The sequence below is a fragment of the Acidovorax sp. genome (genome assembly GCF_016783915.1).
In the GTDB taxonomy this organism is placed as follows: domain Bacteria; phylum Pseudomonadota; class Gammaproteobacteria; order Burkholderiales; family Burkholderiaceae_C; genus Acidovorax.
Genome location: NZ_JADHVT010000129.1, coordinates 1 through 13,486 on the forward strand (window position 1 = coordinate 1; position 13,486 = coordinate 13,486).

General features: G+C 65.4%; 11 protein-coding genes and 2 pseudogenes. 7 read left to right on the plus strand and 6 right to left on the minus strand.

What is annotated here, in order from left to right; translation table 11 throughout:
- Positions 1-346 (plus strand): annotated as a pseudogene (locus tag ISS20_RS19025) (cytochrome c); the annotation flags it as partial.
- Positions 347-514: 168 nt separating this feature from the next.
- On the opposite strand, the gene ISS20_RS19030 reads toward ISS20_RS19025, so the two are convergent.
- Positions 515-907: a VOC family protein gene (locus tag ISS20_RS19030; protein ID WP_056067560.1), complete on the minus strand. Its 393-nt coding sequence runs from the start codon at positions 905-907 to the stop codon at positions 515-517.
- A 356-nt stretch (positions 908-1,263) separates the two neighbouring features.
- Between ISS20_RS19030 and ISS20_RS19035 the strand changes: the two genes are divergently transcribed.
- Positions 1,264-2,379: an LLM class flavin-dependent oxidoreductase gene (locus tag ISS20_RS19035; RefSeq protein ID WP_056744351.1), complete on the plus strand. Its 1,116-nt coding sequence runs from the start codon at positions 1,264-1,266 to the stop codon at positions 2,377-2,379.
- An 81-nt stretch (positions 2,380-2,460) separates the two neighbouring features.
- On the opposite strand, the gene ISS20_RS19040 is transcribed toward ISS20_RS19035, so the two are convergent.
- The gene (locus tag ISS20_RS19040; RefSeq protein WP_291438545.1) at positions 2,461-4,101 is read right to left on the minus strand and encodes an FAD-dependent monooxygenase; all 1,641 of its coding nucleotides are present in this window, start codon (positions 4,099-4,101) and stop codon (positions 2,461-2,463) included.
- Between the two features lie 41 nt (positions 4,102-4,142).
- A complete protein-coding gene (locus ISS20_RS19045; RefSeq protein WP_291438547.1) occupies positions 4,143-5,159 on the minus strand; it encodes a tripartite tricarboxylate transporter substrate binding protein in 1,017 nt (338 codons plus the stop codon).
- A 351-nt stretch (positions 5,160-5,510) separates the two neighbouring features.
- Here ISS20_RS19045 and ISS20_RS19050 point away from each other — a divergent pair, with 351 nt between their 5' ends.
- Entirely contained in the window at positions 5,511-6,440 is a 930-nt protein-coding gene (locus ISS20_RS19050) for a LysR family transcriptional regulator (protein WP_291438549.1), read from the plus strand.
- A 174-nt stretch (positions 6,441-6,614) separates the two neighbouring features.
- On the opposite strand, the pseudogene ISS20_RS19055 reads toward ISS20_RS19050, so the two are convergent.
- Positions 6,615-7,470 (minus strand): annotated as a pseudogene (locus ISS20_RS19055) (nucleotidyl transferase AbiEii/AbiGii toxin family protein).
- The gene (locus tag ISS20_RS19060) at positions 7,467-8,084 is read right to left on the minus strand and encodes an AbiEi antitoxin N-terminal domain-containing protein (protein WP_291438551.1); all 618 of its coding nucleotides are present in this window, start codon (positions 8,082-8,084) and stop codon (positions 7,467-7,469) included. The pseudogene ISS20_RS19055 and the gene ISS20_RS19060 overlap by 4 nt, the downstream one beginning before the upstream one ends.
- A 136-nt stretch (positions 8,085-8,220) precedes the next feature.
- Here ISS20_RS19060 and yjjJ point away from each other — a divergent pair, with 136 nt between their 5' ends.
- The 3 genes from yjjJ (at position 8,221) to ISS20_RS19075 (ending at position 11,517) form a co-directional block, all read left to right on the plus strand.
- The gene (gene yjjJ, locus ISS20_RS19065; protein ID WP_291438553.1) at positions 8,221-9,579 is read left to right on the plus strand and encodes a type II toxin-antitoxin system HipA family toxin YjjJ; all 1,359 of its coding nucleotides are present in this window, start codon (positions 8,221-8,223) and stop codon (positions 9,577-9,579) included.
- Between the two features lie 442 nt (positions 9,580-10,021).
- Positions 10,022-10,690, plus strand: a complete 669-nt coding sequence (locus ISS20_RS19070) for a hypothetical protein (RefSeq protein WP_291438555.1) — start codon at positions 10,022-10,024, stop codon at positions 10,688-10,690.
- Between the two features lie 161 nt (positions 10,691-10,851).
- Positions 10,852-11,517 carry a hypothetical protein gene (locus ISS20_RS19075; protein WP_291438557.1) on the plus strand — a complete coding sequence of 222 codons (666 nt, stop codon included), beginning with the start codon at positions 10,852-10,854 and terminating at the stop codon, positions 11,515-11,517.
- A gap of 133 nt (positions 11,518-11,650) precedes the next feature.
- Here ISS20_RS19075 and ISS20_RS19080 read toward each other — a convergent pair whose 3' ends face one another.
- The gene (locus ISS20_RS19080; protein ID WP_209819471.1) at positions 11,651-12,595 is read right to left on the minus strand and encodes a LysR family transcriptional regulator; all 945 of its coding nucleotides are present in this window, start codon (positions 12,593-12,595) and stop codon (positions 11,651-11,653) included.
- A gap of 97 nt (positions 12,596-12,692) precedes the next feature.
- Here ISS20_RS19080 and ISS20_RS19085 point away from each other — a divergent pair.
- A partial coding sequence (locus ISS20_RS19085; RefSeq protein ID WP_291438561.1) for an MFS transporter occupies positions 12,693-13,486 on the plus strand: 794 nt, incomplete at its 3' end.

The following is a 13,486-nucleotide window of genomic DNA, read 5'->3' on the forward strand; positions in this document are numbered from 1 at the left end:
CGGGCCCGGCGCGCCGCACACTCCCGATGCTGCTGCCGCCGATGCGGAATGCCTGACCACAGATACCGCAGCGCCGTTGGCATTGGCCCTGGTGCTGGGGGTGCCCGCCAGCGACCTGCCCGGCTACCAGCTCATCGCAGACCGCGCGGGCTGGCTGCGCGCACGGGGCCAGCCGGGCAAGGCCGCATGGTCGGAGGACGATCTGGTCTGCCGCACTGCGCCAGCGGCCCAGCAGCTGCCTTCTGCCGATGTAGCGGCCAACGCTGCGGGCGATGGCCTGCTGGCGCTGATTCGCCGCATGGACGCAGAGCCCGTGCGGCTGGTGCGGGGCGGCTTCCCGCACTGACAGTGCCTGCCACCAGCGTGTCGGCAGCGGGCTGCAAGCGCACGCCTGGGCCGCGTTCCGGTTGCTCTCAAAAGAATAGCTGCCAGCGCTTTATCGACTAGCGCTTGAGGCGATTTTTCCTCCAATAGGCAGCGCAGGGGGCTCCCGCCCGCCCGGCGCCACCCTGCGCTACGCCTGCCCGTGCGACGCCACACACAGCTTGTTGCCGTCCGGGTCCCGAAAATACGCGCCGTAGTAGTTGGCGTGGTACTCGGGCCGCAGCCCGGGGCGGCCCTCGCACTGGCCGCCCAGGCTCAGCGCCAGCGCGTGGGCCGCGTCCACCTGGCTGCGCGTGGCGGCCATGAAGGCCACCATCAGCCCGTTGCCAGGGTGGGGCACCTCGCCGTTGAACGGGCGGGCAATCACAAACAGCGGCCGGGGGCCGGGGGTGGATTCCCAGCCCGCCCAGGGTCGCTCGGCTTCGCAAAAGCGCTCCTGAATGCCCAACGAGGCCAGCACCGGCCGGTAGAACGCCAGGGCGCGCTCGAAATCTGTGATGCCAACAAAAACGTGCGAGAGCATGGTGGGTGGGGTCCTTTCTGGATGCGAAGCGGGCTGGCCATTGTGAGGAGTGAGGAGCCAGCGGTCAGAGGCCAGGGCCAGGCGTTCAGGTCGGCAACGCACTGGCCGACCATGCCGACGCTGGCGACCAGGCGGCGGAGTCTGGATGGCAACCCGCCACAGCATAGCGGCGCGCACGCCGGCGGTGCACCCCATCGCCGTGTTCAGCGGGGCCTATGCGCCGCACAACTTTGCAAACGCGTTTTTCTTCGTTGGCGCGCGCCAGGGGCGGGCAGATCATGGCTGCAGTCCCGCACGCGTGACGTTGCCAACCATTCACCCAACCTTGTTTCACCCCATCGCCACAGGAGCCCGCTATGCCCGTCCAGTTCATCGGCATGATCCAGCCGCACGAAGTCTCTGAAACCATCGCCCGCAAGGGCCCGGCGGTGGACCCCGCCTATGTGCGCGTGTTTGCCCAAGCGCACGAGCACGCGGGGTTTGACCGCATCCTGGTGCCTGCCAGCTCGTCCAGCCCCGACACGCTGCTGACCGTCACGTACGCGGCATCGGTCACCGACAAGATCAAGTTCCTGCTGGCGCACCGCCCCGGCTTTGTGGCGCCCACGCTGGCCGCGCGCCAGCTGGCCACGCTGGACCACTACACCAACGGCCGCCTGGCCGTGCACTACATCAGCGGCGGCTCGGACGAAGACCAGCAGCGCGATGGCGACTTCCTGAACCACGACGAGCGCTATGCGCGCACCGACGAATACCTCACCGTTCTGCGCCGCGTGTGGGCCGAAGACAAACCCTTTGACCACGAAGGCACCTACTACCGCGCCAAGGGTGTGGTGTCGGAAGTCAAGCCCCTGCAAGGCCAGCGCGTGCCTATCTACTTTGGTGGTGCCTCTGCACCCGCGCTGCAGGTGGCCGGCAAACATGCCGACGTGTATGCGCTGTGGGGCGAGTCGCTGGCCCAGGCGGGCGACCTGGTGCGCCGTGTGCGCGCCGAGGCCACCTTGCAGGGCCGGCATGTGGACTTCAGCATCTCGTTCCGCCCCATCCTGGGCAAGACCGAGGACGAAGCCTGGGCCAAGGCCGAGCGCATTCTGGAAGACACGCGCCGTTTGCGTGTGAGCCAAGGCTACTCGCGCGGCGTGGGCCCGCAGCAGAGCGAGGGCGCGCAGCGCCTGCTGGCCGACGCTGCCAAAGGCGACCGTGTGGACGAACGCCTGTGGACGGCCATTGCGCGCGAGCTGGGCGGCCGGTCCAACTCCACATCGCTGGTGGGTACGCCCGAGCAGGTGGCCGACGCACTGCTCAAGTACTACGACCTGGGCATCACCACCTTCCTGATCCGTGGCTTTGACCCGCTGGTGGACGCCATCGAGTACGGCCGCGAGCTGCTGCCCCTGGTGCGCGCCAAGGTGGCAGAGCGCGACGGACAGCAGACACCGGTGGCGCCCGCCGCGTTGCGCAAGGCCGCCTGAGCGATTGGCTGCGTAGCGCCCCGGCCTGGATCACTCCCGGGCTGGGTCGTTGCCGCTAACGCAGCGGCCTCGCCCGTGCGGTTACCCCGCCACGCGTGCCAGAACGTCGCGGGCTTGCTCGGCGGTCACCACGGGGCCGCCAGCAGGCGCCGTCCAGGCCACAAACTGGTCGGGCCGCACCAGCACCAGCGGTGCGCCATAGCGCGCAGGCTCGGTGCCTTCGCCCCCGTCACCACAGTCCACCAGCCGCAGGGGCAGGCCCAGGCCCGCCGCCGCCTCGCGAAAGGCCTGCACCGATGGCGCGTGGGCGCCATCGCCGCCCACCACCAGCAGCGAAAAGCCCGGGCCCAGTTCCTCAAACACATTGCGTCCGGTGGGCAGCGTGGCGGGTGCCAGGTGGTGGCCAGGCCGCGCCTCAAACCGGTGCGATCCCTTGGCGCTGCTGGCGCGGCCCTCGCTGCCCCACACGATGCCCGAGCCCTCGTAGTGCGGCTCAAACGCATGCACCTCACCCACGGCACCCTGCGCGCGCGCCTGCCACGCGGCCTCAAACGCGGCCTGGTCCCGCGCCGGGTCGTGGGTGTCCAAGAACTCCTTGTCGGTCTCGATGGACCGCGCAATGAAGTCGTTGATGGTGGACGCAAACACCGGGCGCCGCTCGGCGTCGTAAGAGTCCAGCAGGCGCTCGCCGCCCCAGCCTTGCAGCACGGCGGCCAGCTTCCAGCCCAGGTTGCGCGCGTCTTCCAGGCCCGAGTTCACGCCATAGCCGCCGTAGGGCGGGTGGCTGTGGGCGGCATCACCCGCGATGAAGATGCGGCCCTTGCGGTAGCTGTCGGCCAGCATGAAGCGCAGGTCCCAAAAGCCGATGTGCTCAAACTCCACCTCAAACTCCGCGCCCACCGCCTCGTGCAGGTAGGCGGCAAAGTCAAAGTTGTCCTTGGTGGTGCCTGGCGGCACCGGGGCGTGAAAGAACCAGGTGCTGCCCAGGTCCACCCGGCCCAGAAACTTCCAGTAGCCCTTCAGTTCGGGCTGCAGCACGTTGTAGTAAGACTTGCCGGGGTAGCGCTCCAGCAACTGGTGCAGGCCTTGCGACTTGAACACCAGCAGCACCATCATGCGGTCGTGGTCCGTGCGGGTGTGGGTGATGCCCGCTTGCTCGCGCACCACCGACCGCGCCCCGTCCGACCCCACCACATAGGCGCCGCGCAGCACGCGCTCGGCACTGCTGTCGCCGCGTTGCTGAATGGTGACGGACACGCCATCGTCGTCCTGCACAACGTTGCCGGTCTCCCAGCCGTACACCGTCTGCACCGATGGCAGCTGGGCCACACGCTGGCGCAGCACCGCCTCGGTGGCGTACTGCGGCAGGCGCTCGTTGGCCGTGAAGTAATACGGCTTGACCAGGTCGCGCTGCAGCCAGTCGTAGCTGTAGGGCCCCAGCAGCGTGCCATGTGCGGTCAGGCCGCCAATGCCGTATTCGACCGGAATGGTGCGCGCCGCGCGCAGCTGCTTTTCAGCACCCCAGAAGTGAAAGTGCTCCATGGTGCGCTGCGTGAGGTTCTGCCCCTTGGGGATGGGCTGGGGCTGCACATAGCGCTCCACCACGATCACGCTCACGCCGCGCTGGCCCAGCTCAATGGCCAGGCCCATGCCGACCGGGCCGCCGCCCACGATGATCACTTCGGCGTCTTGTTGTTGCGCCACGGTTGCTTGCTGGTTCATGTTGTTGGTGTGCGGTACGGGCTGCGGTGATGTACTAGTCATTACTCTGCGGTGATGCCCTGGGCCTTGATCAGGTCGGCCCAGCGTTTGGCATCTGCCGTCACCAGCTTCTGGAAGGCGTCTGGCGAGCTGTGGGCGGGCGTCATGCCCTGGGTCTCGAACGACTTGGCCACGGCAGGCGAGGCCAGCACGTCGCGCAGCTCGGCGTTGAGCCTGTCCACCATGGCGCGGGGTGTGCCTGCGGGGGCAAACACGCCGTACCACATGTCCACGTTCAGGTCGCCCAGCTTCAGGGTGCCGAGTGACGGCACCTCGGGCAGCAGCGGGTGGGGCGTGTCCGAGCTGATGGCCAGCGCCTTCAGCTTGCCCGCCTTCACGTGCTGCAAGGCCACGTGGATGGGCAAGAACATCGCGTCGATCTGCCCGCCCAGCAGGTCTGTCACAGCCGGGGCGGTGCCCCGGTAGCTGATGTGGGTGAGCGAAATCTTGGCCCGGTTTTTCAGCAGCTCCATGGCCAGGTGGTGCGGCGTGCCCGCACCGGGCGAGCCGTAGTTGAGCGAGCCGGGCTTGGCCCGGGCGCGGTCCATCAGGTCCTTGAGCGATTCGATCTTCGACCCCGCCGATGCCACCAGCAGCAGCTGCCCCCAGCTCGTCTGGCTCACGGGCACCAGGTCCGTCAGCGGGTTGAAGCCCTGCTTGGGGTACAGCGCCATGTTCATCACCAGCGTGTTCACGCTGACCAGCAGCGTGGTGCCGTCGGGCGCCGCGCGCACCACCTCTTGCGTGCCGATGATGCCGGACGCACCCGCCTTGTTCTCCACAAAAAACGGGCGCTTGAGCCGGTCAGACAGCGGCTGTGCAATCTGCCGTGCAATGAGGTCGATGCCCGTGCCGGGCGTGAATGGCACCACCAGCCGCACCGGCGCATCGGCCCCCGTCTGCGCCCAGGCCCTGGGCGTGACGGCTGCAGCCGTGGCGGCCAGCGCGCCCAGCACCAGGCTGCGGCGTTGGGGGGAGGGCGGGTGCGCGTTGGCACGCAGGGTGGGCAGGTGGGGCATGGGGCTTGTCTTTCTAGGGCCTGTTAACACTGTTTTCGGGGATCGCGTTGCCTGGCATGGGGGCTGGATGCAAGGCGCCCGTGCGCAGCAAGGTAGGTACCTTGCAAGCGCGGACAACGCCGCAGACAGCCCCCATGCCGGGCAACCCAAAGGGAAGGCCCTTACCGGTGCGCCACTCGTCGTTGCGCTCCTTGCGTGTGCAAGGGCACACGCGGCGTCGCGCGCCTAGATTGACGCAACGGCAAGGGCCTTCGCGACCCTGAAAACAGTGTTAACAGGCCCTACTCGTTGGAAGGGCGTTGCAGGACAATTACAACGACACTCTTGATATTGATCAAACGGAAAATTCTGATGAATTCTTCATCAAAGCTGATGAATGTCAGCACCCGCCAGCTCCACGCTTTTCTGGAGGTGACGCGCCTGCAGAGCTTTGCCAAGGCGGCAGAGCAGGTGCACCTGTCGCCCTCGGGCATGAGCATGCTGGTCAAGGAGCTGGAAGACCAGGTGGGCGCCCGCCTGTTTGACCGCACCACCCGGTCGATCACGCTGACCGACGCCGGGCGCCGCCTGCAGCCCGTGGCCGAGCGCGTGGTGGGCGAGCTGCGCGCCCTGGGCGCCGTGCTGGACGGCAACGAGGCCGCCGTGCGCTCGCGCCTGCTGGTGGCGGCCACGCCCATGATCTCGGCCAGCCTGCTGCCCGAGGTGATTCGCGGCTTTGCGCAAAGCCACCCTGGCGTGCAGGTGCAGCTCAGCGATGTCGAGGTGAGCACCGTGCGCCAGCGCGTGCTCGACGGCGAGGCCGACATCGGGTTTGGCTTCTTCGTCAAACCCGCCGTCGGGCTGTCGCGCCAGCCCTTGTGCAAGTTCCGCCTCATGCGCATCAGCCCGCCCGATGCGGCGCACACCAGCGGCCAGCTGTCCGACAGCCAGCCCTGGAGCCGCCTCAAAGACGTGCCCCTGGTCAGCCTGCCATCGGACAACCCCATCCAGGTGGTGATTGAAAAGCAGCTCTCCCGCCTGGGCCTGGCCCACCAGGAGCGCCCCCGCATGAACCTCATCGGCACCCTTATCGGCATGGTGCGCGCAGGCCGTGGCAGCGCCATCGTGCCCTCGTTCGCGCTGGAAGAATGCCTGCGCCAGGGCCTGGGCGTCGCCATGCTGCGCGAGCCCGTGGTGCACCTGGACTTGTACCTGGCCTACCGCCGGGGCACGCAGCAAAAGCCGGCGGCGATGGCGTTTGCCGAGGCGTTGCGGGAGGCGGCGGTGCGGTTGCCTGCTTGAGGGCGTGGAGTGTCTGGGGATGATGCTGGGACAGTGTGGGGCTGCGATTCAATGCGAAATGTGCCCCAGGCGCTAGAAAAAAATGCCGTAGCAGCTATCGAATTGATAGCAAATATGGCTGAGCCCGAAGTCGTTGCGCACCATCCGTCCCTTCCACTCCATCGGCTTGTCGCTTCACAGCGCCAACAGCTTCTGCAACTCGCTGCGCAGTACCCCAACCACCTCGGCAAGGTCCAGGGCTTGCAGACGGTTCTTTTTCAGAAAGGCGGCCCACTGTTTCTGCTTGGCCGCATCCTGTGCAAACCCATCGCTCAGACCAGAGGGAATGGCATTGGGCAGGGCCAACCGGCGCCGATGGAACGTGGCAGCCACTGCGCGGTGCAGTTCTTGCGGGTCCAACACGCCTTCGGTCAGCAGCACCCACAGGTCAAAGTAGTCCTTCATGCGCGTGTTGGCCATGCCCAGCAGGCACACCGCATGAAACTTCTCTGCCACCACCGTGTACTTGGGGTAAGCGCGCAGTTGGGGTGCGGGCAGGTCTGGCAGCAGCACCGGGTAGTGCACCGCCTCGGGTGCTGGGGTCACCGCGTCGCCAAACCCAATGTCCACCTGCAGCGCAATGCGTGCGCCGTCCAAGGTAGCCAGCAGGTCCACCCGCACACCGCCGTACCCCGCCTCTTTGCGAATGATGGTGCCCTTGACCGAGGCCGGGTCAAACGCCAAACCATCGTCCACCTCGATCTGTCACATCTCGCGGAACGCCTGTACGGCAGATTCAACGTCGTCCGGACCAAAACCCAGCAGATCCGCATCGCGCGTGGGGCGGTGGGGCTGGTCGAACCACAGCGAGAACAGCAAGGCGCCTTTGAGCAGATAGCGGTTGGCGTGTGGCGTGTGGCGAGATCGACAACCGGTACAGCAGCCGCTCCAGCCCATAGCGGGTCAGAGTCAGGTTGAAGTCCTGCTGGTGCGCATCGGCGTGCTGCTTGAGCCGTGCACGGATGGAGGCGGCCACATTGCGCTGGCTCATACCGTCACGCTCTCTAGATATGGCCGCATCACGTTGGCCACGCGGTTCACTGTGGCGTAGTGCCACAGCGCATCCATGGGCAGCTTGCCCTGCTGCCAGCCATCGCGCAGCGCCTCCAGCGCCACATCCAGCCCAATTTTGTTGCGGTACTTGAAGCAGTCCGCCACCGTTTTTGCGGCGTTGAACACTGGCACTTGCACGCCGTCAATGTCCACCAGTTCGATGCCTTCCGTCAGCGCCGCGCCAGACATGCGCACCACACGCAGCGCCGGTTGCCCCAGGCGCGGTGTGGGCTTGTTCGGCGGTATCGCCATCCACACCTCAAACGGCGCCTGCGTGCCGATGCCGTGCACGCGCAGGGCAGAGAGCAAACACACCACGCCCTTGGGCACACGCAGCGCCACCTCGGCCAGCGAACGGTGTTCGCTGACCGCGCGGCCTGGCAGGCTGTACACGCCGCGTGCCACGCGGTCGAGCTTGCCTGCGGCGACCAGCCGGGTCAGCAGTACCGTGGGCAGGCCATGCGCGCTCAGGTCGCGCGCGCGGAGCAGGGGTTGGTGCTGGGCAAGCTCAAGCAGCGTGCTTTCTTGGGAGGTGAGGGGGGCTGGTGGCACGTCACAAGTCTGTTGTATTGGATAGTTGTTTGTCAATAAATAACTAGAAAAAGCAACAACCAAGGCTTCAATTAAGTCTGGTTTATCTATTCATTTATCTATCCAATTTTCAATTCAATCGGCGTATCCTTAGGGCATGCCCTCCGCCGCCCAGACCTACGCCAACGCCATCCGCCCTCTGCTACGCCCCGGCCCCGCCAAAGCGCAGGCGCTGGCCCAGGCGCTGCAGGTCAGCCAGCCCACCGTCTCCCGCGCACTCAGTGCACTGGGTGACGAGGTGGTGCCTTTTGGCGCTGCGAGATCTATTCAATACACGCTCCGCGATCCCCAGCGCGCCGATCTGCAGGCCACCGTGTACCGCGTCACCCCCCAGGGCGCACTGGAAAACCTGGGCACCCTGGTCCCGGTGTGCCCGCAGGGCTTTGTGATGATCGAGGCGGGCGGTGCCCGGCTGCACAGCGACGGCCTGCCGTGGTGGATTTTTGATATGCGCCCGCAGGGCTACCTGGGGCGCGCCTACTGCCAGCGGCACGGTCAGCGCCTGGGCCTGCCCGAGCGGCTGGGCGACTGGAGCGACACCCACGCGCTGCGCGCCATCCTGGACCAGGGCGACGACATGCCCGGCAACCTGCTCATCGGCCCCACCGCGCGCGACCAGTTCGTCAACGCGCCCGACCCCGTGCCGATTGCAGCCGCGCAAAAGCTGCACACCTACGCCCAACTGGCCGACCTGGCCGCACGCGGCGAAGTGGCGGGCTCGTCAGCCGCCGGCGAGCAGCCCAAGTTCACCGCCTACGCAGAGCAGGCCGACGGCACCGCCGCGCATGTGATGGTCAAGTTCACCGCAGAACTCGACACTCCCGTCAGCGCCCGCTGGCGCGACCTGCTGCTGGCCGAACACATCGCCCTGCAGGTGCTGCGCGACTATGGCGTGGCTGCCGCGCAGTCACTGACCTGGATGCACGGCACCCAACGATTTCTGGAAGTGCAGCGGTTTGACAGGCTGGGCGCACGCGGGCGCAGGGCACTGCACTCCTTCGCCGCTCTGGATGCCGAGTTTGTCGGCAGCGGCGGCCAGTGGCCGGTAATTGCCAGGGCGTTGTGGAAGGAGGGGGTTATCACTGCCCAGGCCTTTGACGCGGCCTGCCTGCTGTGGGCGTTTGGCACCCTGATCGGCAACACCGACATGCACAGCGGCAATCTGTCGTGCTTGTCAGAGGGGCGCTGGCCCTACGAACTGGCGCCTGCTTATGACATGACGCCCATGGCTTTTGCGCCTACTGCGGGGGGCGGTTTGCCGGATCGGGCGCTGGAACTGACGGTGGGGGAGCAGGTCAGCGCGGCGGCTTGGAAAGAGGCGCTTGCGATGGCGCAGGTGTTTGTGCGCCGGTTGGCGGGTGAGGAAGGATTCAGTGCGGGATTCGATGCGTGTAAGGCGGAGTTGGTACGCCATTTGACGGTGGCTGCTGAGCGTGTTGGGCGGCTTGCTGTTTAAAGAGGCTATTGGTAGGCACGAGGCTGAGGCCAGTTTGGTGCGAAATATTCCGGTAGTGGTTGATATATATGCGGTGGTAGCTATGAAAAATAGAGCAAACGAGACTGCGCTCTTTTTTCTTTGAATTTTGAAACGTATGCGTGAGGATTGACCGCTGCGGGTCTTGAGCCGCCGTTCAGAAGCGCCGCCCGGCAGCTGCCTTTGACTTGCTGCGCGCAGCTGTTAGAAATCCCGGTGGCTGCCTATGGCAAGCTATCGTTTGCTGACTTAACGCGTGCCGGGTTTCACAGAATTTTTATACTCGGATGTTTGAACAGGTCGTCCCTTGCAAACCTATGCTGTAAGCCACTTTCAGGAGAAATCAGTGTCCAGAATATCGCGCACGCTCCAGTTTGTCCCGCAGGTTTTGCGGGATACATCACGTTAGGCCTCAGAACAGAGCATGTCTCCAGCCGAAGCAGCGTCGCTAATCCGTGGCGTCAATGAAGACATTGAACGCATGGCACGTGCAGCGCAAACCCAGCAGCAGGTCCGAAGTGCTATTCGATTCCGAGCCGAAAAGCCACTTGAGGAACAACTGATCGATGAAGACTCTTATGCCATCCCTAGAGGACAACCGAGGGTTCTGCGAGTTGGTAGCGTCGAACTGAAGATCTGGAAGATCCACAGAGCAGGCCTCGATTCAACAGACATCAAAGGCGCGGATCTCTACTACGAGATGGATGGCACAAAGTTCGTGCTGGTTCAGTACAAATCTCCCAGCAGTTCGGGACGAGTCAAGAAGGACTCAAGCCAGCTAGTGGAGCTCACCGCCGCTTGCCCGAATCCCTGCCCTCCGGCGGAGCGCTTCAGTTGCGGGTCGTGGTTTGCCTTGCGCGATGGCGTAAGCAGCTCTTATCACACAGCCTGCGAAGCAAGCAATATCTTTGGTACATACGCTAGCCGAAAGAAGGAAGCGTTCATCAACGGTCTCACCAAGACCCAGTTCGAAGCAGATTTCGCAAGCTGTCGAATCGGCGGTAGAAGCGCGCCCATTCGAGCAATGCAGTTCCAACGGGCGAGCGTAGATGCCGATCACATCTTCTTCAGAGTTCAGCAACGCTTCATCTAGAGTCCGAGCGCGGAGGCCTAGTCCCTCGCTCGAGCGGACCCGCACCGGCAAGCCGCTTGGGCCGCCAGGTGGCCAGTGTCATCATCCGCCTCGCGGCCCCAAGCGCCTTGCTGGCGGTGTCCGCGCAGCTCAAACGTTAGACATTTCAAACCGGAGAACGCATGGCAGTTTCTGAACACTTGAAGGACTTCAAAGCCGTCTGGGGCGATTCGTGCCAGTCAATGTGGGCCGAATTACTCGCACTATCGATGGCAGAGTCCTACGTGCTCTCCAACTACGCCGACATTTCGGCAGAGCGGCTGCTCACAGACATGTTCCATGTGCCGAAGTTGCGAGGCCGTCTACAGGATCTGCGAAAAGACACCTTCCTTTCACGGGTAGCCATCTATCGTCAGGCCGTCATCACTAACAGGCTCGTAGTGCTATCAGCGTCGTTTGAAACGTACCTGTCCAACTTTCTTGACGCATTTGTCCAGACCAAGCCCAAGTTCTGGGACAAGACGGCCGGTTCACGGACCGCGGACGGCGATAAGTTCCTCGGGGAAGTAGTCAAGGTTCGCGGCCTCTCCCCAAGACTCAGAAAATTTGGTGAGCTCGCGCCAGCAAAGATCAAGTCCATCGATGTGCGCATGAGCTACCTTGAAGACGTCTACATGCTCCGAAATGTTCTCGCCCACCGTGCTGGCCTCGTCGACGCTCATGCGGCATCAGTGCTGAAGCACGTCAAGGCGAACGCCGGCGAGAGGGTCACGATTACTACCGATCAACTCCTTGAGCTTGCAGCGCCTGTAGTCAAGATCGCTGAGGCGCTAGACCAGAAGCTTTAGCGGCAATGCAGCAACGGTCTAACCCGCTGTTCCAACCGACGCCTAACGGCGCGGCTGAACGCAATCGTTGAATGTCCTCTTTCATATGCATCCACAGGCTGCTCCTGGCCGGTTCCTGCTGTAGCTCCGTGTCTCACCCCACCGCCCGCATCCCCACCAACCCCGGCATCGCCCCCCGCATCGCCTCCAAAAACAACCGCAACCGGGCCGGATAAAACCGCGCATACGGGTACACCAAGTACACCGGCAGCGGCGCCGCGTGCCAGTTGGGCACCAGGTGCAGCAGCTTCCCTTGCCGCACATCGTTGTCCACGATCCACGCCGATGAAATACACGCCCCCAGCCCCGCCAGGGCGGCGCTGCGCAGGGCGTACAGGCTGTCGGTGGCCAAGCGGGGGGTGATGCCAAAGGTGTGGGCCTCGCCGCCGGGCTCTTGGGTCAGCGTGACCTCGCGGCGGTAGAAGGTGCTCAGGGCCAGCCAGGGCAGGGGTTGCAGGTCTTGGGCGTGCTGGGGCGTGGGGCGCCCGGCCATCAGGGCGGGGGCGGCCAACACGATGCGTGGCACCTCGGCCAGGCGTACCGCCACCACGCTGGGGTCGTCCACCGCGCCGACCTGGATGGCGCAGTCGATGCCTTCGGCGATGAAGTTGGGGCGGCGGTCGTGCAGCATCCATTCCACGTCCACCTCGGGGTAGCGGCGCAGGTAGGCCATCAGCGGGGCGATGAACTGGTCTTGCCCAAAGGCGTGCGGCGCCAGCACGCGCAGGGTGCCGCGCGGGGTGTCGGCGGTGCCGCGCAGGTCGTCCTCCATGGCGCGCCAGTCTTCCAGCAGGGCCTTGGCGTGGGCAAAGCAGCGGTCGCCGTCTTCCGTCAGCTTCATCACATGGGTGGAGCGCTGCAGCAGCTTGATGCCCAGGCTGCGCTCCAGCGCCTGCAGGCGGCGGCTCACGGTGGGCTGGCTGGTGCCCAGTTGCTGGGCGGCGGCAGACAGGCTGCCGGCTTCGACGATGCGGACAAAGGTCTGCATCAGCTCGATGCGGTCGGCGCCGGGTTGCAGGGCTGGCAGGGTGTTGGTCATACGCCAAGCGTATAACGAATCTGCAATTCAGCCTACTACCCAGCGCGGCGGCGGGCTAGAACAATCGCACCATTCCTTTTTAACCGATGGTGTTGTGATGTCTTCCATTCAAAACGTGCATGCAAGTGGCGCAGCGGGGCTTGCCCCGGTGGCGCCGCCTGCGGAGGGGGCGGTGAGTGCGCCGCTCTTATTGCTGCTGGCGACCACGGCGGGGCTGAGCGTGGCCTCGCTGTATTACAGCCAGCCCATGCTGGGCGTGCTGGGGCCCGACATGCAGGCCGACAGCCGCGTGGTGGGCCTGGTGCCCACGCTCACGCAGCTGGGGTATGCGCTGGGCATCTTGCTGCTGGCGCCGCTGGGTGACCGGTATGACCGGCGCCGCATCATCGTCATCAAGTCCATCGCGCTGATGCTGGCGCTGCTGTTGAGCGGCCTGGCGCCCGGCATGGGCGCGCTGCTGGCGGCCAGCCTGGCCGTGGGCCTGGCTGCCACGGTGGCGCAGGACGTGGTACCTGCCGCCGCCACGCTGGCCCCGGCGGCGCAGCGCGGGCGCATGGTGGGCACGGTGATGACGGGGCTGCTGCTGGGCATCTTGTTGTCGCGCGTGGTCAGCGGCTTTGTGGCGCAGCAGTGGGGCTGGCGCACGGTGTATGTGGCGGCGGCGGTGGCCATTGCGCTGCTGACGGTGGCGGTGTGGCGCGGGCTGCCGCGCTTTGCGCCCACCACGCAGCTGGGCTATGGCGCGCTGATCGGCTCGATGGTGGCGCTGTGGCGCCAGCACGCAGCGCTGCGCCGTGCGGCCTGGGCGCAGGGGCTGCTGGCCGTGGGCTTCAGCGCGTTCTGGTCCACGCTGGCGGTGATGCTGCACAGCCAGTTCAACCTGGGCACGGC